Origin of the sequence: Leifsonia sp. fls2-241-R2A-40a (assembly GCF_030209575.1) — a bacterium.
Lineage (GTDB): Bacteria > Actinomycetota > Actinomycetes > Actinomycetales > Microbacteriaceae > Leifsonia.
Genome location: NZ_JARVRS010000001.1, coordinates 3,274,046 through 3,294,813, shown reverse-complemented (window position 1 = coordinate 3,294,813; position 20,768 = coordinate 3,274,046). Strand labels below are relative to the sequence as shown.

The 20,768-nt window shown below is 68.3% G+C and carries 20 protein-coding genes and 2 pseudogenes; 12 read left to right on the top strand and 10 right to left on the bottom strand.

Annotation, left to right across the window (positions count from 1 at the left end; all coding sequences use genetic code 11):
* The first annotated feature begins 20 nt into the window (after positions 1-20).
* Positions 21-947 (top strand): ABC transporter substrate-binding protein, encoded by a 927-nt coding sequence (locus QRN40_RS16270; RefSeq protein ID WP_285116902.1) that lies wholly within the window; start codon positions 21-23, stop codon positions 945-947.
* 3 nt (positions 948-950) lie between these two features.
* On the opposite strand, the gene QRN40_RS16265 is transcribed toward QRN40_RS16270, so the two are convergent.
* The 3 genes from QRN40_RS16265 to QRN40_RS16255 all read right to left on the bottom strand — a co-directional run bounded on the left by QRN40_RS16265 (position 951) and on the right by QRN40_RS16255 (position 3,105).
* Positions 951-1,628, bottom strand: a complete 678-nt coding sequence (locus tag QRN40_RS16265) for a DedA family protein (protein ID WP_285116901.1) — start codon at positions 1,626-1,628, stop codon at positions 951-953.
* A gap of 155 nt (positions 1,629-1,783) precedes the next feature.
* Entirely contained in the window at positions 1,784-2,740 is a 957-nt protein-coding gene (locus QRN40_RS16260) for a M56 family metallopeptidase (protein WP_285116900.1), read from the bottom strand.
* A complete protein-coding gene (locus QRN40_RS16255) occupies positions 2,737-3,105 on the bottom strand; it encodes a BlaI/MecI/CopY family transcriptional regulator (RefSeq protein ID WP_285116899.1) in 369 nt (122 codons plus the stop codon). The genes QRN40_RS16260 and QRN40_RS16255 overlap by 4 nt, the downstream gene beginning before the upstream one ends.
* A gap of 90 nt (positions 3,106-3,195) precedes the next feature.
* On the opposite strand from QRN40_RS16255, the gene QRN40_RS16250 reads away from it, so the two are divergent.
* The 4 genes from QRN40_RS16250 to cydC are packed head-to-tail and all read left to right on the top strand — an operon-like array spanning position 3,196 to position 9,052.
* Positions 3,196-4,605 (top strand): cytochrome ubiquinol oxidase subunit I, encoded by a 1,410-nt coding sequence (locus QRN40_RS16250; protein WP_285116898.1) that lies wholly within the window; start codon positions 3,196-3,198, stop codon positions 4,603-4,605.
* An 11-nt stretch (positions 4,606-4,616) separates the two neighbouring features.
* On the top strand, positions 4,617-5,666 hold the full coding sequence (cydB, locus tag QRN40_RS16245; protein ID WP_285116896.1) for a cytochrome d ubiquinol oxidase subunit II: 1,050 nt from the start codon (positions 4,617-4,619) through the stop codon (positions 5,664-5,666).
* A 1-nt stretch (position 5,667) separates the two neighbouring features.
* On the top strand, positions 5,668-7,344 hold the full coding sequence (gene cydD, locus QRN40_RS16240) for a thiol reductant ABC exporter subunit CydD (RefSeq protein WP_285116895.1): 1,677 nt from the start codon (positions 5,668-5,670) through the stop codon (positions 7,342-7,344).
* Positions 7,345-7,348: 4 nt separating this feature from the next.
* Complete coding sequence (gene cydC / locus QRN40_RS16235; RefSeq protein ID WP_285116894.1) at positions 7,349-9,052, top strand: thiol reductant ABC exporter subunit CydC; 1,704 nt, start codon at positions 7,349-7,351, stop codon at positions 9,050-9,052.
* A gap of 37 nt (positions 9,053-9,089) precedes the next feature.
* On the opposite strand, the gene QRN40_RS16230 is transcribed toward cydC, so the two are convergent.
* Entirely contained in the window at positions 9,090-9,890 is an 801-nt protein-coding gene (locus QRN40_RS16230; protein ID WP_285116893.1) for an aminotransferase class IV, read from the bottom strand.
* Positions 9,891-9,907: 17 nt separating this feature from the next.
* On the opposite strand from QRN40_RS16230, the gene pabB reads away from it, so the two are divergent.
* On the top strand, positions 9,908-11,278 hold the full coding sequence (gene pabB / locus QRN40_RS16225; protein WP_285116891.1) for an aminodeoxychorismate synthase component I: 1,371 nt from the start codon (positions 9,908-9,910) through the stop codon (positions 11,276-11,278).
* A 194-nt stretch (positions 11,279-11,472) separates the two neighbouring features.
* Positions 11,473-14,094, top strand: coding sequence for a leucine--tRNA ligase (leuS, locus tag QRN40_RS16220; protein WP_285116890.1), 2,622 nt, complete (start codon positions 11,473-11,475; stop codon positions 14,092-14,094).
* 97 nt (positions 14,095-14,191) lie between these two features.
* On the opposite strand, the gene QRN40_RS16215 is transcribed toward leuS, so the two are convergent.
* Positions 14,192-14,593 (bottom strand): hypothetical protein, encoded by a 402-nt coding sequence (locus tag QRN40_RS16215; RefSeq protein WP_285116889.1) that lies wholly within the window; start codon positions 14,591-14,593, stop codon positions 14,192-14,194.
* 93 nt (positions 14,594-14,686) lie between these two features.
* Here QRN40_RS16215 and QRN40_RS16210 point away from each other — a divergent pair, with 93 nt between their 5' ends.
* The gene (locus QRN40_RS16210) at positions 14,687-15,130 is read left to right on the top strand and encodes an NUDIX hydrolase (RefSeq protein WP_285116888.1); all 444 of its coding nucleotides are present in this window, start codon (positions 14,687-14,689) and stop codon (positions 15,128-15,130) included.
* A gap of 248 nt (positions 15,131-15,378) precedes the next feature.
* Here QRN40_RS16210 and QRN40_RS16205 read toward each other — a convergent pair whose 3' ends face one another.
* The 4 genes and pseudogenes from QRN40_RS16205 to QRN40_RS16190 all read right to left on the bottom strand — a co-directional run.
* Positions 15,379-16,155, bottom strand: coding sequence for a hypothetical protein (locus QRN40_RS16205; RefSeq protein ID WP_285116887.1), 777 nt, complete (start codon positions 16,153-16,155; stop codon positions 15,379-15,381).
* Between the two features lie 157 nt (positions 16,156-16,312).
* On the bottom strand, positions 16,313-16,921 hold the full coding sequence (locus QRN40_RS16200; protein ID WP_285116885.1) for a hypothetical protein: 609 nt from the start codon (positions 16,919-16,921) through the stop codon (positions 16,313-16,315).
* Positions 16,918-17,508: an RNA polymerase sigma factor gene (locus QRN40_RS16195; protein WP_285116884.1), complete on the bottom strand. Its 591-nt coding sequence runs from the start codon at positions 17,506-17,508 to the stop codon at positions 16,918-16,920. Before QRN40_RS16195 ends, QRN40_RS16200 begins: the two co-directional genes overlap by 4 nt.
* Positions 17,509-17,657: 149 nt before the next feature.
* A pseudogene (locus QRN40_RS16190) lies at positions 17,658-17,846 on the bottom strand (N-acetyltransferase); the annotation flags it as partial.
* 21 nt (positions 17,847-17,867) lie between these two features.
* Between QRN40_RS16190 and QRN40_RS16185 the strand changes: the two are divergent.
* Positions 17,868-18,563 carry an alpha/beta fold hydrolase gene (locus QRN40_RS16185; protein WP_285116883.1) on the top strand — a complete coding sequence of 232 codons (696 nt, stop codon included), beginning with the start codon at positions 17,868-17,870 and terminating at the stop codon, positions 18,561-18,563.
* Between the two features lie 122 nt (positions 18,564-18,685).
* Here QRN40_RS16185 and QRN40_RS16180 read toward each other — a convergent pair whose 3' ends face one another.
* Complete coding sequence (locus tag QRN40_RS16180) at positions 18,686-19,042, bottom strand: iron chaperone (protein ID WP_285116882.1); 357 nt, start codon at positions 19,040-19,042, stop codon at positions 18,686-18,688.
* Between the two features lie 411 nt (positions 19,043-19,453).
* Here QRN40_RS16180 and QRN40_RS16175 point away from each other — a divergent pair.
* The 3 genes and pseudogenes from QRN40_RS16175 to QRN40_RS16165 all read left to right on the top strand — a co-directional run.
* Positions 19,454-19,615 (top strand): annotated as a pseudogene (locus QRN40_RS16175) (recombinase family protein); the annotation flags it as partial.
* 44 nt (positions 19,616-19,659) lie between these two features.
* A complete protein-coding gene (locus tag QRN40_RS16170) occupies positions 19,660-20,403 on the top strand; it encodes a DUF2071 domain-containing protein (RefSeq protein WP_285116881.1) in 744 nt (247 codons plus the stop codon).
* Between the two features lie 117 nt (positions 20,404-20,520).
* Positions 20,521-20,673 carry a hypothetical protein gene (locus tag QRN40_RS16165; RefSeq protein WP_285116880.1) on the top strand — a complete coding sequence of 51 codons (153 nt, stop codon included), beginning with the start codon at positions 20,521-20,523 and terminating at the stop codon, positions 20,671-20,673.
* Positions 20,674-20,768 lie beyond the last annotated feature (95 nt).

The window sequence follows — 20,768 nt, the reverse complement described above, 5'->3', positions numbered from 1 at the left end:
ACACCGAGAGAAGAGAGATCATGTTCGCATCGAAGAAGAGTCGCGTCGCGGCCGGCGTGCTCGCCGCCGGGGCGCTGCTCGCCCTCAGCGCCTGCTCGTCCGGAGGTGGCGCCTTCAGCAGCGACAAGGCGTCGTCGTCCAGCGACACCGTCACGGTCGGCTCCGCCGCATTCGGCGAGTCCGAGATCCTCATGCAGATCTACGGCCAGGCACTCGCGGCCAACGGCGTGAAGGTCGCCTACAAGCCGAGCATCGGACAGCGCGACGTCTACCTGAAGGCGCTGCAGGACGGCTCCATCGACCTCATCCCCGAGTACAGCGGCAACCTGCTCCAGTTCTACGACAAGAACAGCACCGCGACCTCGAGCAGCGACGTCTACGCCGCCCTCAACGACGCGCTGCCCAAGGGCTACGAGGTGCTCGACCAGTCGGAGGCGCAGGACGCCGACTCCTACAACGTCACCAAGGAATTCTCGGAGAAGTGGAAGGTCACCAGCCTCGATGACCTCAAGAACGTCACCGACCCGCTGACGGTGGGCGCCAACCCCGAGTTCCAGACCCGCCCCTACGGCATCCCGGGCCTCAAGTCGGACTACGGCGTCACCGCGACGCTGAAGCCGATCAGTGACTCGGGCGGTCCGCTGACCGTCGCCGCGCTGAAGAACGGCGACGTGCAGCTGGCCGACATCTACACGACGACCCCGGCCATCAAGGACAACGGCTTCGTCACCCTGAAGGACCCGAAGAGCCTGATCGCCGCGCAGAACATCGTGCCGCTGATCAACAGCAAAAAGGCCTCGGACAAGGTGAAGGAGGTCCTGAACAAGGTCTCCAAGGAGCTCACCACGTCCGACCTGATCGACCTGAACGGCGAGAACCAGGGCGCGAGCAAGACCCAGCCCGACGCGCTCGCCAAGAAGTGGCTCCAGGAGCACCCGATCAAGTAAACGCTATTCGGCACCACTCGGCGGCGGCTCGGATTCCCGGGCCGCCGCCTCCATGTGCCGGGCCTCCCGCTTTCCGAGCACCTTCTTCACGACGAACACGCCGACCAGGAAGATCGCGATCACGGCAACGAACACGTAGCCCGCTCCATGCAGCTCCCGCGAGAGCTCGCGGTAGCCGCCGGCCGCCGCCGACCCCACGCTGACGTACGCGAACGCCCAGAGCACGCTGGCCGGCACCGTCCAGGCCATGAACGTCTTGTAGCGCATGGGACTCATGCCGACGGTCAGCGGGATGATCGAGTGCAGCACGGGCAGGAACCGGGACAGGAACACGGCGATGCCGCCGCGGCGCGCGAGGTAGGCCTCCGCGCGGTCGAAGTTGCGGGTGCCGATGCGCGCGCCGAGCCGGCTGTCGCGGATGCGGGGGCCGAACCACCGTCCGAGTGCGAAGCCGATCGACTCGCCGCAGAGCGCGCCGAGGATCACTACGACGACGAGGGCGATGTACTCGACGGGGCCGGCGACAGCGGTGCTGGCGACCAGCACGATCGTGTCGCCGGGGACGATCAGGCCGACCAGGATGGACGTCTCCAGCAGGATGCCGACGCCGGCGAGCAGCGTCCGGACGACCGGGTCGACGCTCTGCACGAGGTCGAGCACCCAGGTGAGCGCTTCGTTCATGTCGTCGGCATCCGTCGCGGCATGACCGCAGCCTAGCCACGCGCCCTGACGAGCCGCTGAGTCACCCGCACGATTTGCGCCAAATCTCGGTTCTGGCGCGGCCGTGGCCGCGATTTGGCGCAAATCTCAGCAGGCGGTGTCGGGGAGGGGACGCCTCAGCTGACGAGGACGACGACCGGCGGCACGACGACCAGCAGGACCGTCGCGACGACGACGGCGGCCCGGAGTGCGGGCCCGACCGTGCGGCGCCCGTCCGTCAGCCGCTCCTCCCGCGCCACCAGGGCCGCGCGGCGCTGCTCCGGCGTGCGGCGGTCCTTGGGTGCGCCGAGCACGGCTCCCGCCTGGCCGGTCTCGTCGACGAGACGGATCGCGCCGGCGAGCACGGCATCCCCGGAGGTCCGGCGTGCGGTGTCGTCGGCCAGCTGCTCCAGGAGCAGGGCCACCGCATCCTGAGCCCGGGTGGCGATCGGGAACCAGGGGAGCGCGCGCTTCCAGGAGCGGAACGCGTCGAGCAGCAGGTGGTGCTTCTGCCGCAGGTGGGCTCGCTCGTGCGCGACCACCGCATCCAGCTCGGCGGGGGAGAGCAGCTCGATCATGCCCTCGGAGAGGACCGTCACGCTGCGTGCGCCGGGAAGGCAGTAGGCCGCCGGTGCGGGGTGCTCGATCACGCGGGTGCTCGGGGCGTCGGGCAGGGGCGAGGAGAGCAGGCGCAGCAGCTCCATGTGCCGGTGCCGCTGGTTGCGGCTGCGCACCGAGGTCAGGGCGAGATTCAGGAGCAGGTGCGCGGTCAGCAGGATGGCGGCGCTGAGCAGGAAGGCGTTGAGCAGCGTTGCCTCAGCCGGCAGGGGGCCGTGGAACAGCGAGGCCCAGGCGCCGGAGATCCGGCTCCAGAGGTCGTCACCGAACGGCTGCAGGCCCGCGAGGAGCAGCGACCCGATCATCGAGATGCCGCCGGCCAGTGCGATCGACTGCCACAGGGCGACGGCGATGACGGGTGCGGCCGATGGCCACTTGGCCCGCGAGAGCAGCAGCGGGACCGGCCAGGCCAGCGCGACGGCGAGCGCGCCGAGGAAGATGGCCCCGGTGAGACCGGCCGCGGGGTCGTTGCTCACACGCTGCGTGCGTCGAGCAGGCGGCGCAGCATCTCGGCCTCGGACTCGTCGACGGATCCCACGAAGTAGGCGAGCGCCTCGGTGCGGTCGGAGGAGGACTCCAGCACTTCGCGCATCAGGTCGGCGACGTGCCCGGCGCGGCTGAGGGCCGCGAAGTAGAGGTGCGGACGTGCGTCGCGGTCGCGGCCGACGAAGCCCTTGGCCTCCAGCCGGGAGAGCACGGTCAGGATCGTGGTGAGCGCCGGTGCCTTTCCGGCGTCCCGCGCGGCCGCTAGCTTCTCTCGTAGTTCGCCCGCCGTGATGGGGGCATCGCCGTCCCACAGGGCGTCCATGACCGCCCGCTCGAGTTCTCCGAGATTAGCCACGGATCCAGGGTAGCGCGAACGGGCTGTGAATGTTCTACACTTCGTAGAAGTTGTGTTCTACACTGTGTAGAAGAGGCGAAGGGAACACATGTGAACGAGCTGCTGGACCCGCTCCTGCTGTCGCGCTGGCAGTTCGGGCTCACGACGATCTACCACTTCCTGTTCGTTCCCCTGACCATCGGGCTGGTCACCTGCACCGCGATCTTCCAGACCGCCTGGTACCGCACGGGGAAAGTCCACTACCTGCAGCTGACCCACTTCTTCGGGAAGATCTTCCTGATCAACTTCGCGATGGGCGTGGTGACCGGGATCGTGCAGGAGTTCCAGTTCGGTATGAACTGGTCCGACTACTCGCGGTTCGTGGGCGACATCTTCGGAGCCCCGCTCGCCCTCGAAGGGCTTCTCGCCTTCTTCCTGGAGGCCACCTTCATCGGACTCTGGATCTTCGGCTGGGATCGGCTGCCGAGAGGCCTGCACCTCGCCACCATCTGGGTCGTGTCGGTTGGCAGCATCCTCTCCGCGTACTTCATCCTCGCGGCGAACGCGTTCATGCAGAACCCGGTCGGCTACCACCTCAACGCCGCGAAGGGCCGTGCCGAGCTCACCGACCTCTGGGCGGTGCTGACCAACAAGGTCGCGCTGGCGGCGTTCCCGCACACGATCTTCGGCTGCTTCATGGTGTCCGCCGGCCTCATCATCGCGGTGGCCGCCTGGCACCTGTCCCGCAACCGCCACCTCGACACCATGCGGCCCGCGCTCAAGTTCGGCCTGTGGCTCATGGTCGGCGCCGGGATCGGCACCGTGCTCAGCGGCGACCAGCTGGGACTCGCGATGGTCGAGACCCAGCCGATGAAGATGGCCGCCGCGGAGGCGCTCTACAAGACGTCGACCGGCGCGGACGCGTCGTTCTCGATCTTCACGCTCGGCACCCCTGACGGCGTGCACGAGCTGTTCTCCATCCGCATCCCGTACCTGCTGTCGTTCCTGTCGACGCACACGCTGAACGGCACGGTCGAGGGGATCAACGACCTGCAGGCGCAGTACACGCAGCTGTACGGCCCGGGCGACTACACGCCGGTCATCTGGGTCACCTACTGGGCCTTCCGCTGGATGATGGGGCTGGGCATGCTGCACGTGCTGATCGCTGTCGCCGGACTGTGGTTCACCCGCAAGGGCCGGACGCCCCGAACCTGGATGTGGAAGGTCGCGATCTGGGCCATGCCGCTGTCGCTCCTGGCGATGGTCGTCGGCTGGATCTTCACCGAGATGGGCCGCCAGCCGTGGATCGTGTTCAGCCTGATGAAGACGGCCGACGGCGTCTCTCCCGGGACCACCGGGCTCGAGGTGCTGATCTCCCTGGTCGCCTTCACCGCGATCTACGGCACGCTCGCGGTGGTCGAGTTCTCGCTCATCAAACGCGCGGCGCAGAAGGGCCCAGAGCCGGTCGATAAGCATCTCGACGAGGCGGGCGAGCCCATCCCGGTCGCGACGGTCTACTAGGAGGCAGGGCAATGGATCTGGCAGTTCTGTGGTTCGGCATCGTCGCCTTCTTCTTCGTCGGCTACTTCGTGCTCGACGGGTTCGACTTCGGGGTCGGGATGGCGCTGCCGTTCCTCGGCCGCGACGATGTCGACCGGCGCGTGATGATCAACACCATCGGGCCGGTGTGGGACCTCAACGAGACCTGGGTGATCGTCGCCGGGGCGGCGCTCTTCGCGGCGTTCCCCGAGTGGTACGCGACGTTGTTCAGCGGCTTCTACCTGGCGCTCCTGCTGATCCTGCTCGCGCTGATCGTCCGCGGGGTGTCGTTCGAGTACCGCCACCAGCGCGCCGGCGCCCGGTGGAGGAAGTGGTTCGACCGGATGATCATCGTCGGCTCCGCGGTCCCCGCGTTCCTCTGGGGTGTGGCGTTCGCCAACATCGTCCAGGGTGTGGCGCTGAACGCGCACCACGACTACACCGGCACCCTGTTCGACCTGCTCAACGGCTACGCGATCGTGGGCGGTCTCACGACGCTGCTGCTCTTCTTCACGCACGGGGTGGTCTTCGTGTCGCTGAAGACCGACGGGGAGCTGCGGCTGCGGGCTCGCCGGCTGGCGACGCGCTCCGGTCTGCTCGCCATCGTGGTGGCCGTGCTGTTCCTGGGTTGGACGGCGGTCTCGCACTTCTCGCCGGTGTTCCTCGCGCTCGCGATCTTCGCCGCGGTGGCGCTCGTCGCATCGTGGATCGCGAACCTCCGGGGCGCGGAGGGCTGGTCGTTCGGATTCATGGCCGCCACGATCGCGCTGGCCGTCGTCTCGCTGTTCGCGGCGCTGTTCCCGGACGTGATGCCCTCGTCGCCGAACCCGGAGAACAGCCTCACCATCGCCAACGCGTCGAGCTCGACCACGACCCTCACGATCATGACGTGGGTGGCGGCGTTCTCCCTCCCGCTGATCCTGGTGTACCAGGGCTGGACCTACTGGGTCTTCCGCAAGCGCGTGACCCGGGACCACATCCCTCAGGACGCCGCGCCCGCTCCCACCGGGGACGACGACCCGCGGCGTCCCGTGACGGCCTGACATGCGGCCGCTCGATCCCCGCCTCCTCCGCTATGCGTCGGCGACCCGCGGCACGCTCGCCGCGGGCGCCGTGCTGGCGGTGCTGCAGACCGCGTCGACCATCGCCTTCGCGTGGCTGGTCACCGACCTCATCGTGCGCGCGATCGCGGGGGAGGCGCCCGCCTCTCTCGGCGGCACGCTTGCGCTGCTCACGGTCGTCGTGGGATGCCGGGCGGCGCTGCTGTGGGCCACGGACGTCGTCTCGGCCCGCGGCGGCGCGCGGGCGGTCGGCCAGCTGCGCGAGCGGCTGGTCTCGGCGATCGGACGGCTCGGCCCGGCATGGGTGTCCCGTCGCAGTTCGGCGGACGTCACGCTCGTCGCCGGCCGCGGGATGGAGGCGCTCGACGGCTATTTCGCGAAGTACCTGCCCCAGTTGATCGCGACCGCGGTGGCGACCCCGCTCCTGGTGCTCACGATCGCATGGCGCGACCTGACCAGCGGGATCATCCTGATCGTGACGCTGCCGCTCATCCCGGTGTTCATGATCCTCGTCGGGTGGGCGACCCAGGCGGCGCAGCAGCGGCAGTGGCGGGCGCTCTCCACCCTGTCGACCGCCTTCCTGGATGTCGTCGCCGGGCTGGCCACCCTCAAGCTGTTCGGCCGTCAGCACCGGCAGGAGGCGCGCATCCGGGAGGTGAGCGAGCAGTACCGCGTGCACACGATGCGCGTGCTGCGGATGTCGTTCCTCTCCGGTTTCGTGCTCGAACTGGCCGCGAGCCTGTCGGTCGCGGTGATCGCGGTGACGATCGGTCTGCGGCTGCTCGGCGGATCGCTGGACCTGTCGGCCGGGCTCTTCGTGCTGCTGCTCGCGCCGGAGGCGTTCCTGCCGCTGCGCAACGTCGGTGCGAGCTACCATGCGGCGGCGGAGGGCATCGAGGCGGCGTCGAATGCGTTCGAGGTCATCGAGGCGGCGGAACAGGTGCCGTCGAATGTGGGGCCTTCTTCCGACGCGTCGGCGGTTGCCGCGTCCGGAGGCGACGGGCTGGTCTTCGACGATGTCCGGATCGCCTACGACGGGCGGACCGTGGTCGAGGGCTTCAGCGCGACCGTGCGCCCCGGTGAGCTCGCGGTGCTCCGGGCTCCGAGCGGGGCCGGGAAGTCGAGCCTGGTGGGCGCGGTGCTGGGGTTCGTGGAGTCGCAGGGTCGCGTCCTGGTATCCGGCCGGTCCGCTGTCGCCGAGCGCCGGGAGGCGGTGGCCTGGTCGGGCCAGCGGCCCGGGTTGATCGCGGGGACGATCGCCGAGAACGTCGCGCTGGGCGATGTCGTGGACCCTGCCCGAGTCGCTTCGGCGCTGCGGGATGCGGCTGCCGGCGAACTCGATCCGCAGCTGCCGCTCGGAGTGGGCGGCGCCGGGCTGTCCGGCGGGCAGGCGCAGCGCGTCGCGGTGGCGCGCGCGCTCTACCGGCTGCGGTCCCGCGAGTGCCCGGTCCTCATTCTGGACGAGCCGACGTCGGCCCTCGACGCGGCCACGGAGGGACGCCTCATGGAGGGGCTGCGCCGGGCGGCCGCCGAAGGTGCGGCCGTGCTGGTGGTCAGCCACCGGGATGCCGTCACCGCGGCGGCGGACACCGTGCTGACGCTGGAGCCGGGTGTCCCGGTCTCGTCGTCCGTCGTCGCGGAGGTGTCCGTTGTCCAGTGATGCTGTGCAGGAAGGCGTGGCTCAGGTCGATCGGGCGGAGGTCCGCCGCATCCTGCGTCTCGCCGTCCCCTCGGCCGGGCGTCTGTGGACCGCGATCGGTTTCGGTGTGCTGAGCGGCGGCAGTGCTGTCGCCCTGCTCGGGGTATCGGCCTGGCTGATCACCCGCGCCTCCGAGCAGCCGGCGCTCATGTATCTCTCGATGGCCGTGGTCGGTGTGCGGGCCTTCGCGCTGGGCCGCGCGTTCTTCCGCTATCTGGAGCGGCTGGCGGGTCACGACGCGGCCTTCCGTCAGCTGGGCACGGTGCGTTCGCGGCTGTACGCGCGGCTGGAGCCGCTCGCTCCCGACGGTCTGCACGGCATCCGCTCGGGCGACCTGCTGACGCGCCTGGCGGACGACGTCGACGAGCTGCAGAACCTCTCTCTGCGCGTAATCCAGCCGCTGGTCGGCGCGGTGATCGTCGCGGCGGGGAGTGTCGTCGTGGCGTACCTGCTGCTGCCGGCCGCAGGAGCGGCGCTGCTGGTCACGCTCGCGGTGGCCCTGCTCGCCGGTCTGGCGATCAGTCGCTGGTCGGCGGCAGCGGCCGAACGGCGGGTCGCACCGCTGCGGGCCGACCTGAACGACGCCCTGCACGACCTCGCGAGCAACCTCGACGTGCTCGCTGCGTACGGCGCGCTGCCGTCCGCCCAAGACCGCGTCCGACGGGCGAGCGCACGGCTCACGACGGCCGTGCGGACGCGGGCCGTCGGGCTCGGGCTCACCGCCGCGGTCGTGTCCCTGCTCGCCGGAGCGGCCACCGCGGTCGGGCTCGCTGCGGGCATCCCTGCCCTCGGTGGCGGGGCGATCGACGCGCCGGGCCTCGCCGTGATCGCGTTGCTGCCCCTGGCGGTGTTCGAGGTGTTCGGCACCGTGCCGCTCGCGTTCGGGGCGTGGAGCCGGGTGCGTTCGAGCGCCGAGCGGATCGCATCCGTGGCGCCGGTCATCGTGCCCGACGGGATCCCGGTGGACGGGGTGGAGGCGCGGCCGCTGAAGGTGCGTCCCGGACGGGTCCCGGAAGTCCGTCTCGATGGCGTGTCCGCGCACTGGCCCGGGTCGTCGTCTCCCGTCCTCGACGACGTCTCGCTGACGATCCGACCGGGGGAGCGCGTGGGGCTCAGCGGGCCGACCGGCGCAGGCAAGACCGCGCTCGCGCACGTGCTGACACGCCTGCTGGACCACACCGGCCACTACCGGATCGACGGCATCCCCACGCGCGAACTGCGCCAGGACGACGTGCGCCGGATGGTCGGGCTGGTCGAGCAGCGGCCGTACCTGTTCGATTCGGACCTGCGCCAGAACCTCCTCTTCGCGCGCGACACCGCGACGGACGACGAGCTGCTCGCCGTCCTGGACCGCGTCGGCCTGCGGGAGTGGGCGCTCTCGCGCGGTGGCCTCTCGGCTCGGGTCGGCGAGCGCGGCGCGCTGGTCTCCGGCGGTCAGGCGCAGCGTATCGCCCTCGCGCGCGCCCTCTTGGCGGGGTTCCCGGTGCTGATCGTCGACGAGCCGACGGCGAACGTGGATGCGGCGGTCGCGGACGCGATCGTGCGCGACGTGCTCGCGACCGCGGCAGAGGATGGCCGTACCGTGCTGCTGATCTCGCACACGGAGGTGCCGGGCGAGCTGGTCGACCGCGAGCTGCGGCTGGAGACCGGGCGGATCGTCCCGGCCTGAGGCTCGCGTCCTGTTCTTCCGAGGACGGGGTCGCCGGCTACGGAAGCGGCCGCGCCAGCGCCGCGAACCGCGCGCGCCACGCATCCGTCCGCGCCGCGTCCTGCGCCACCGCGGGGCCGTCCACCCACGCCGTCACCGCCCGGATCCCGTGCAGCGCGTTCACCGCCCACACGACCGCGCCGTCCAACTCCGACGGACGCACCGCCTCCTCCTCGACCGGCACGCCGAGTGCGGCGGCGATCCCGCGCACCGTCCGCGCCGCCACGCTGTCCACCCGTGGAAGCGAGAACGGCGGAGCGAACAGCGCGTCGCCGCGCCACCAGAGCAGCGCGGTGGTCGCTCCGTCCGTCACCGAGCCGCCATCGAGGATGACCGCCTCCTGCGCGCCGCGCCGCTGCGCCCGCTGACGCAGTGCGCTGAGCCGGTCGATGTCCGGTCCCTTCAGGCTCGGGGTCCGGCGCGGGTCCGTCTCCGCCGTCGCGACGACGAGCGCCGAGGTCAGCGGGGGAGCCGTGCGCAGCCGGAACCGCAGCCGCAACGCATCCCGTGCCCGCACCAGCTCGAACCGCGGGAACCACGGACCCGACCGCGGGAGGGCGGCGACGCCGGCGGTCCAGAACGCGTCCAGCTCGTCCGTCCCGGCGAATCCCTGCTCGCGGGCCGTCTCCATGAAGCGGGCGCGGTGCAGCCCGAGCGCCAGCGCCCTGCCCGACTCGACGAGGAAGGAGTCCGCCGCCAGCAGTTCGGTCTCGACCAGCTCGCAGTCGTCGCGGACGCGGAGCCCGCCGTCCGCCCAGTCGGCGATCGTGCTGACAGGTCCGGTGCCGTGCGTGTCCACTCGCCTAGGCTAGTCCGGTGGTCCTCCCGCTCCGCGTGCTGCCGCTCGACACCTGGGTCGACCCGGCCGATGCGTTCGTGGCCCTCTTCGGCGGCGATCCCGCGGACGTCGTCTGGCTCGACAGCGGGCCCGAGGCGGACACCGGCCACTCCTACTTCGGCACCGGGCGCACGACGATGACCTCGTCGGTCGCCGCCGGGACGGTCACGGTGGACGGGGTGACCGGGCAGGGCGGGGTCCTGGATGCGCTGCGCGCGGAGCTCGCCCGGGCGACGCATCCCGGGCCGTCCGGCTACCCGCTCGGCTGGTGGGGCAGGCTCGGCTACGAAGCCGGAGCATCCGCCGCGGGCGCGCCGGTGTCCCTCGACGACGGACCGGTCGACGCCGCCCTGCTGTTGGTCGACCGGCTGGTGGCCTTCGACCACGGCGCTCGGAGCGTCACGGTCGTGGCGCCCGACGACGCGGATGGGCACCTGTGGGCTAGGCGGACGGCGGAGGCCCTCGCCGACGCCGACGGGGCCGCCCGCGCCTACGCGGCCGCGCATCCCGTGCCGGCCGCGTCGGCGCACTGGCGGCACGACGATGCGGCCTACCTCGCGGCCATCCACGCCTGCCAGGTGGCGATCCGCGACGGGGATGCGTACCAGCTGTGCCTGACCAACCGTGCTGCCGCCCGCACCGACGCCGACCCGCTCGCCGTGCACCTCCGCCTCCGGCGTGCGAGTCCCGCGCCCCACGCGGGATTCCTGCGGATCGCGGAGGAGACGCTGGTGAGCTCGTCGCCCGAGCAGTTCCTCCGCGTCGACGGTGACGGCCGGGTCCGAACCCGTCCGATCAAGGGCACCCGGAAGCGCGGCGCGACGGTCGCCGCGGACGTCGAGCTGCGCGCCGAACTGGAGGCCAGTGAGAAGGAACGCGCCGAGAACGTCATGATCGTCGACCTGATGCGCAACGACCTCGGGCGGGTCAGCGAGGTCGGCTCCGTCGCGGTCTCGCACCTCCTGGCGGTGGAGAGCTACGCGCAGGTCCATCAGCTGGTCTCGACCGTGGAGGGCCGCCTGCGCCCCGGCCTCGGCGCGGTGGATGCGGTCGCCGCCTGCTTCCCGGCCGGTTCGATGACGGGTGCGCCGAAGCTCAGCGCTATGCGCATCCTGGTTCGGCTGGAGGACGGCCCGCGCGGCGCCTTCGCGGGATGCTTCGGCTACTTCGCGCTCGACGGCACGGCCGACCTCGCGATGGTGATCCGCAGCATCCACTTCTCCTCCGGCGGGGCTGTGATCGGTGCGGGCGGCGGCATCACGGCGCTCTCGGTCCCGGAGGAGGAGCTCGAGGAGGTGCAGGTCAAGGCGGCTGCGCTGTTCGAGGCGGCGGGGCTGACGCCGGAGTGAGCGTGCGCCCGGACGTCGTGGGGCGGTCCGTCCGGCGGCGCGCGTCACGCCTGCGGCGAACTGGGCCCCTGCTGGGAACGGTCTGAACGCGTCTGACGTTTAGTACGCTGGAGACCCGGGCGCTCTGTCGTCCGGCCCTCTTCCGTGCCGTCCATCATCATCGGGGGCACGACGGATCCGAGATTGAGAGTCACGTGGCACACGAGCACGACGCAGCCGGCACCACGGCAGCGAGCACCCCGCAGGACGGTCGCGCGCACGACGAGCGCGCGCAGTACGATTTCGCGGCCATCCAGGACAAGTGGCTCCCGGTCTGGGAGCAGCTGCGCCCCTTCGCGACCGACGACCCCTCCGACACGCGTCCGCGCAAGTACATCCTCGACATGTTCCCGTACCCCTCAGGCGACCTGCACATGGGTCACGCCGAGGCGTACGCCCTGGGCGACGTGGTGGCACGGTACTGGCGTCAGCAGGGCTTCAACGTGCTGCACCCGATCGGCTGGGACTCCTTCGGCCTGCCCGCCGAGAACGCTGCGATCAAGCGCGGCCTCGACCCGGACGGCTGGACCAACGACAACATCGCGCAGCAGAAGGCGAGCATGCGCCGCTACGCGCCCAGCTTCGACTGGGACCGCGTGCTGCAGACCTCCGACCCGGCCTACTACCGCTGGAACCAGTGGCTGTTCCTGAAGCTCTACGAGAAGGGCCTGGCGTACCGCAAGGCCAGCCAGGTCAACTGGTGCCCGTTCGACCAGACCGTTCTGGCGAACGAGCAGGTCGTCAACGGGCGCTGCGAGCGCTGCGACAACCTGGTCACCAAGAAGAAGCTGACCCAGTGGTACTTCCGGATCACCGACTACGGCGACCGCCTGCTGGACAACCTGAACCAGCTGGAGGGCGCCTGGCCGTCCAAGGTCATCTCGATGCAGCGCAACTGGATCGGGCGCTCGACCGGTGCGGATGTGACGTTCCAGATCGAGGGACGCGACGAGCCGGTCACCGTCTACACGACCCGTCCGGACACGCTGTACGGCGTGACCTTCATGGTCGTCGCGCCGGACTCCGACCTGGCCGCCGAGCTGGTCGAGGGTGCGCGTCCCGAGGTCCGCAAGCGCTTCGACGACTACCTGGATGTGGTGCGCGGCACCACCGAGATGGACCGCCTGAGCACCGAACGGGAGAAGACCGGCGTCTTCCTGGAGCGGCACGCCATCAACCCGCTGACCGGTGAGCGCCTGCCGATCTGGGCGGCCGACTACGTGCTGAGCGACTACGGTCACGGCGCGATCATGGCCGTGCCCGCGCACGACCAGCGCGACCTCGACTTCGCGCGCGCCTTCGACCTGCCCGTGCGGGTGGTCGTGGACACGACGCAGCCGGTCACCGGCGCCATCCCGGTCATCCACACGGACCCGGAGACGGGCGAGCCGATCCTGCCTGAGGAGGCGGCGCTCGAGAACCCGTCCGAGACCGGTGTCGCACTGACCGGCGAGGGTCGCCTGATCAACTCGGGACCCTTCGACGGGCTGAGCAAGTCGAACGCGATCCGCCGCGTCACCGAGGCGCTGCAGGCCTCCAAGCTGGGCGCCCCGGCGAAGAACTTCCGCCTGCGCGACTGGCTGATCTCGCGTCAGCGCTACTGGGGCACGCCCATCCCGATCATCCACTGCGAGCAGTGCGGAGAGGTGCCGGTCCCGGAGTCCGACCTGCCCGTGCTGCTGCCGCCGGCGGAGGGTCTCGACCTGCAGCCCAAGGGCACCAGCCCGCTGGGCGCGGCGACCGACTGGGTGAACGTCGCCTGCCCGAACTGCGGCGGTCCCGCGAAGCGCGACACGGACACGATGGACACCTTCGTGGACAGCTCCTGGTACTTCCTGCGCTTCCTGTCCCCGAAGGACGACACGCAGGCATTCGACCCGCGCGAGGCGGAGAAGTGGGCGCCGGTCGACCAGTACATCGGCGGCGTGTCTCACGCGATCCTGCACCTGCTGTACTCGCGGTTCATCACCAAGGTGCTGTTCGACCTCGGCTACGTCAGCTTCACCGAGCCCTTCACCGCCCTGCTGAATCAGGGTCTGGTGCTGATGGACGGCTCGGCGATGTCGAAGTCCCGCGGGAACCTGGTGAAGCTGTCCGAGCAGCTCGACGAGCACGGTGTGGATGCGGTGCGCCTGACCATGGCGTTCGCCGGGCCGCCCGAGGACGACATCGACTGGGCGGACGTGTCGCCGTCGGGCAGCGCCAAGTTCCTGGCACGGGCCTGGCGGGTCGCGGACGACGTGACCAGCGCTCCGGACGTCGTCTGGAAGACCGGCGACGCATCCCTGCGGCGCGTGACGCACCGGTTCCTGGCCGACGCCCCCGGCCTGGTGGAGTCGTTCAAGTTCAACGTGGTCGTCGCCCGCCTGATGGAACTGGTGAACGCGACCCGCAAGGCGATCGACACCGGCGCCGGCCCGGCCGACGCCGCCGTGCGTGAGGCCGCCGAGGTCGTCGCCATGGCGCTGAACCTGTTCGCGCCGTACACGGCCGAGGAGATGTGGAGCAAGCTCGGTTACGAGCCGTCCGTCGCGCTGGCGCAGTGGCGCAAGCCCGACCCGACCCTGCTGATCGAGGAGTCGGTGACCGCGGTCGTGCAGGTGGACGGCAAGGTCCGCGACCGGCTGGAGGTGTCGCCCAAGATCGCCTCCGACGAGCTGGAGGCGCTCGCTCGCGGCTCGGAGGCTGTGGCGCGCTCGGTGGGCGATCGCGAAATCGTGAACGTCATCGTCCGCGCACCCCGCCTGGTGAACATCGCGACCAAGCCGCGCGGCTGAGGTCGTCTTCCGCGCGAGAGCGCCGGGTTGTCGTGCACAACCCGGCGCTCTTGTCGTTTCTCCACCGGACCTCGACTGGCCACCGGGCGGTCTATCGCTACGGTGTCACGAAAGGGAATTCGGCTGATGTCGCCGAGTCGATGGCTCGCAGTTCGGGTGGCATCGGGAACGAGAGTCGGTACTCGACAAGAGGCACGTTGATCGCGCCCCAGTCATCGCGTTTGACCCGGATGCCATCGGGTGACACCTCGGTGATGCGCACCCGTAGCCAACGCCCGTCGTCGAGCAACAGCTCGTAGGGGTCGGCGAGATATCCCATACCCAAGGCGTCCAGCGTCTCTTCGGCCTTCAACCAGTCGACGACGCCGGTCACTTCGCGGCCGAGCAGGTCGATCACGACGAAGCCGGCACCCTCGACGGGTGTGCTGGGGCGTACCCAGCCGAGCCGCTCGCGGTCGTGGCCGCGGCGGTGCTCGATCCAGTCGGCGGGAATGGTCATGACTCGACCCTAGACGGCTCCGACAGCACTTCTCCGACCGTGCGCTCAACGAGCGTTCCAGAACAGAGCTGCTGGTCCCGGTAGCCTCACCATGTGCAACGATCAGCAGCCCGCGTGATCGTGGTGAACGAAGAGGGGCAAGCCCTCCTCTTCCGCGGCGGGGACCCGGCGCGCCCCGAGGAGGGGACCTGGTGGTTCACGCCCGGGGGCGGCGTCGAGGTCGGCGAGACTGCGATCGAAGCAGCGCGCAGAGAACTCCGCGAGGAAACTGGCCTAGAGGTCAGGCACCCGCGTGGGCCTATCTATCGTCGCGAAACCCGGTTCGAGTTCGCCGGCGAGACCTTCGAGCAGCTCGAGGTCTACTTCTACGTTGTCGCGCCAACCTTCGAAGTCGACACACGCGGATGGACCGTCCTCGAACGGGCCGTCATGCGGGAGTCCCGTTGGTGGTCGCTGCGAGAGATCCAGGCGACCGACGAGACCGTGTACCCGGACAATCTGGCCGCTCTGTTGATAGAGATCCTCGAGACCCGCTAAGGATCCCTCACCGGGCTCGACGCATCGGACGAAGGCCGTTCGACATCTTCCCAATGCCGATTCAGCCGACAGAATCCGGCGTGCCTGAGCAAGCGAGGGCAGCGCACCACCCCCGTCGATGACGCGTCACGTAGTGTGTCGCGGCATCCCAGTGTTCTCCATGCCCGTTTGCGTACATCGACGCCCACGGTTCCATCCCGGCACGGTGTGCTGTCGGAGTTCCGGCACCCAAACAAGGACCGATCTGTCTACCGGAGAGGATCTTCATTTTGCGTCTCGAGCGAGGTTCGCGCGTCCGTAAGCCGATCCCGGATTGCGTCCCACCGCGGGTCGGTCCCATCAGCTCGAAGGCCGTGCACCTCGGTGAAGTATTGCCAGCACACGCCCGCAAGAGCAGGCGCATCCAGCATCGGAGCCACCGCCGCGATCGCCTCGGTCAACGCTCGCCGGGTCCGATCCAGTTCGACGGTGAAATCGCTCAGTCGCGGCTCCCACCCTTTCTTCGCAACTGGTTTAGCCGCCCCGAGAGCCATGTACGCGTACCCGCGGTCGTTGATCGCGAAGTAGACGGTTTCCGAGGAGAGCTCGCCGAAGTCGAGCGCCCACAGAACGGGGATCCGTTCCGCGTTCCATTCGGGGATCATCGCCTCCACGAGGTAATTGGTTGCGTGTCTGACTGGCTCGACTAGGCCGCAAAAGAAGCCCTCCGCGTCGTCGCCCACCCAGAAGTCCCATCCGGGGTCGTCCACGGAAAGGGAGTAGGTGCAGCCGTGCTCGTTGCGGAACCTCGACATCGGCTGCTCTAAGAACTCTTTCGAACTGATGACGGAGAGGGCGGCCCGCAAGCCATCCTTCCTACCGACGAGCTTCGCCGGCTTGTCCTCGTCGAGGACGGAGACGAGTTCCATCCCGATGTGCGCATTCGAACGGGCGAGCACTCGCACCGCGTCCACGTAGTTGGTCCTTGCTTCGAACTGCGACCGCTTCACCGCTTCCAGCATCCGCTCGCGATCCCTGATCTTCATCGTGCGCCTCCCGTGACTAACCAGGTCTACGCCCCGGGATTCGCTTGCGCCATAGCGGGAAGACGACGGGCGCCTAGCCGACCAGCGCCCGTCGCTTCCCGCACTGAGCGAACCGCGTTTCGCACTGTCCACCAGGGGATCGTTCACCGGGCGGCGACTATCCCTGCATCAGTTTGACTGAGACGCCGAGCGCGGAACAGGTGGTGCCTGCTTGCGCTGCTGCGGATTCGAGAAGATGGACTCCCTCTGGGGTGTTGTTATCGAGGTATGCGATGAGTGCCCCCTGGGCAGTAATCAGCGTCTGGGAGGTACCACTCCACTGAACGTCAGCCGCCTGTGCCCTCTCGGCCGCTTCTACAACCTGTGCGCCTAGCATCGCAGCGGTGGACTTCGTATCCGCTTCGGACGTCCCACTCACTGTGAACATTTCTTGCAGCGCGGTGCACGCCTCAATAGCGTTTTGGCGCCCAACGTCATCGGTAGGAACCGAGGTTAGTGGAGGGGTCGGCGCGGGGGTCGTGCTTGGGGTCTCCCGCTGAATCGGTGTTGGGCTGGCTGTCGCTATGGGCGCCGACTCGAGCAGATTGGCGTTGAGAGCGTATGCGACTCCTCCACCCGACACAACGAGGGCGGCGACCACCAAGCCGACCACGAGGCCCACCCGATTGCGACCACCAGCCCGAGTCTGGTCTTTGCGTGCTGTCTCGACGACAGCCTGACGCCACGCAGCGCTGCGTCCCTCGTCGAAACGCTCGTTGTCGTTCATCGGAGGCCTCCCTCGGTCGATGCGAAGTCGGTGGATTCAGCGAGCAAAGCTGCTAGACGCACCTTCGCCCGAGAAAGACGAGACTTCACCGTCCCCGGCGCTATGTCCAACGCAGCGGCAGCCTCTGCCGTGCTGAGCTCCTCGATGACGCACAGCGAGAGAATGTCCTGGTCCCGGCGCGGCAAACGAGAAAGAGCACCTTGCAGGGCGACACGCCGACGATCAGAATCGAGCCGAACATCAACAAGGTGGCTGTGGTCGGGCATTTGCTCAGGCGATGGGAGACCGGCAAGTACATGCCGATAGCGGCGGCTCGCGCGAGCGAAGTTCCGGCTGACGTTGTTCGCCGTAACCAGCAGCCACCCGATCACCGAACCATCAACCTCCCGCAACGAGTCGCGCCGCCGCCAGGCCTCGAGGAAGACCATGCCGGTTACGTCCTCCGCGTCGCGCGTCGAGTCAACCATTCTCCGCGCCTGCCGAAACACGCGATCGCGGTGCAGATCGAACAACTCCCCGAAGGCGTCGGGATCGCCTGCACGCACGCGCGCCAGCAATGCCGCCTCGCCGGTGTCTTCTGTCCTCACACTTAGATAATGTCCGACGGCGCGAAACGGTTCCCACCATCCGCGAGCTACGAACGCGACAACAAAGAAGCAACCGGTCAATCTGAGATGCGCCTCCGTCCGCAAGCCGGTCGGCAGCGGGCGCCCGTAATCCGATGCCGTTAAGGGCGTCAGGACGCGGAGGAGCGCACTATACGGAGTTCGCGAATTCCATCGTCCATCTGCGCGGTGCCGTCGAAGTCGAACCCGTGCTTGAAGTAGAAGGCCTGTGCTCGCGCGTTCGGGTCTGCGACCCACAGCTGCGCTGGGTTCTCGTTCAGCACGGCCTCCAGCAAGGTGTCGCCGGAGCCTTGTCGGTGCCATGCCGGAGACTGTCTCCCATGGAGACGATTCTTGTTCCGCCGTTGTTGTGCTCATCACGGGTGTACGAGTCGGTTTTGGACACAGTGTGGTCGCACGGCTCGGTCACGATTGCCGACACCCTTCACGACAACACCATTGCGGGTATGGCGGCTCGTCTTCTGCGGAACGCCCCGGATCGGTTTGCTCTCCTCGGAACGAGTATGGGCGGTTACGTTGCCCTTGAAGTGATGCGCCAGGCGCCGGAACGGGTCACCGGGCTGGCATTGGTGAGTACCTCAGCCGAAGCGGACTCAGATGAACAGCTCGCTGCCCGGACACGGCAATCCCAACTCGTCGAGCAGGGCCACGTCGACGAACTGGTGGATGCTGCGTTTCCGGGAGTGGTTGCCGAACGAAATGAGTCCGACCCGGATCTGCTGACAGCCTGGCGAGGAATGACAGCGACGGTGGGTCCCCGGGGATTCCTACAACAGCAGTCTGCAGTGATGGGCCGAACAGACTCACGCGCTCTTCTTGCTGGGATCGCCTGCCTCACCTTCGTGATCCACGGTGCGGAGGACCGGCTCATTCCAGTTCAGGCGGGTCAGAGGATCGCGGCAGCTGTTCCCGGCGCCACTTTACGTCTCGTTGCGAAGGCTGGTCACTTCGTCTTCCTTGAGCGACCAGATGAGGCAGCCGCTGTTGTCGACGAATTCGTTCGCGCTCTCCAGTGAGCCGGACTCAGACCGCTGGTGGACTCCTCGCCCGCTGACCGATCCTTCACCGGTTCCTCTGCGGACACCTGGCCGACCTGCCCGTGAAGAGTTCGGTTCGTGGCCGAGAGTCCGAAGCGGTTCTATCGCACTCTTTCGTCGATCTCGGCTCGTCGTGCCATCACGATGCGGCGCAAGACGGGATCCGGTAGTTGATTTTCTGCCGAGAAGTGGATGCTTCCACTTGTCGTCTCGAATTGGGCAAGCAGGTCGAGGTTTCCGGCGACGACCCGGCCGCTGAACGGGTAGAGCGACAGGAACTTCTTCGCCTGTACTGCTGCGATGAGGCCCTTGCCACGGTAGAGCAGGGCAGCCATGCCGTAGCTGGTGCCCTCCTCCGCCTCAGGCACGACTTCAAGCGCGATCGCGTAGACGCGCTGCAACGCGGCACGATCGGCACCCTCGATCGCGCTCAGATACACGCTCACTGCGGTGCTCATGGCGCGATCGTATGCCTCGTCTCCTGGCTGCGGTGAGTCTGTGAGCACAGCACCCGCCGAGCGTCCCTGCACGAATACAGATCCTCAACTGGAGCGGCATACTCTGCTGACTGATTGATCGAAGGAGCATTTGTGGATTGGCAGTCGACATGAGTTGGCGGGCCCTGGTCTTCGCGTGAGAGCAAGAGATTCCGCCTCACACCTGCCCGACGTTCTGGGTGGCGCGGGGTTTGCCTAGGGTGAATCGTCTTGGGGTTGCTGATTGTCGTTGCGGGAGCGCCTTTTCTGCCGACCACAGACGCGATCTTGATCAGTGGTGGCCCGGTAGCAGGTGCACTTGTTGTTTTCGGACTAGTCATGTTGCTGACGATTTGACGGTATGGCAGCGCCGTAAGGTGACTTCGCGTCTGCATCGACACCGATCACGGGCTTACGGGTACAAACCGAGAGCGGCCCGGTCTCCGGGAAGTTCTCGCCGCCTGCCGCGACGGCGACACCCTGGTCGTGGCCAAGCTCGACCGGCTGGCACGTTCCCCGCGAGACGGTAGCGACATCGTCGAGACGGGGACACGCTCTGGCTGTTGACTTCGCCGGTCTGGCAGGCGACGATCCAAAGCGTGACCATCCCCATTCCCCGTATGGCTGCGACAATCGAGCGCCGCCTCCTCGTGAATTTTCGCGTCGACCCCGATGCCGCGGCAGCGATGCTCCCCGACGGCGTTCGCCCCCAGGTCGTCGACGGAAGTGCGGTGGCAGGGGTATGCCTGATCAGGCTGGGCAATTTTCGGCCGGCGGGGTTTCCACCACGATTTGGTCACCGAAGCGAGAACGCGGCCCACCGCATCGCCGTCGAGTGGGACGGACCCGACGGGCCGCGCACCGGCGTCTACATCCCCCGCAGGCACAGCGCATCGCTTCTTGCGCGAGTCGCCGGTGGCAGGATCTTTCCCGGCGTGCATGAGCGCGCGCGCGTCGAATCCGTCGAATCACGATCGAATGTGAGCGTGCGAATCGACGCGGCGGATCTTCACGTCCACATCGATGTCGACATCGTGGAGCCCGAGGAGTTTCACAGCACGCTCTTCTCCGACCTAACCGCCGCGTCGGAGTTCTTCCGGAAGGATGCCGTGGGCTGGTCACCGACGCGTTCCGGGCAGCTAGAAACGTTGCGACTGGACACCAATGCGTGGCGAGTCGAACCGGGGCACGCCATACGCGTTGAGTCCAGTTTCTTCGACACACTTCCCGCCGGAACTGCACGGTTCGATCATGTGCTCGTCATGCGAAATGTCCCCGTCTTTTGGAGCGGGCCGGCAGAGAAGCCACCGACACTGCTCCACGGCATGACCACCGCTGCCTGAGCGAAGCAAGGCCAAATAATCTTCGTCAGGATCCCTAATTAACTGCGGGTTCGCTCGCTGAAAGAGTCCCGCTCGAAGACGCTAGGCGCGCCGGCGCCCCTTATCGGGGCCGTCGGCGTGATCTTTCGTGTGATCGGCGGGGTTGTCTCCCTCTTCGGACTCACCGACGAAATCGCGGCGGGGTGGCGGTTTGCCGTCGCAGGCTCGATCATCTCCGTGGCTGCGGTGTGCATCGGCATCTTCACGTTCTGGTGGGCGTGGACGTCCTGATCGGCCCCGCGAGCACTGGATTGTCGTGCACAACCCGGCACTCTTGCCGGTTCTCCACCGGTTCGGGGTGCGTACGGTCGCGGAGGGGCGGTCGT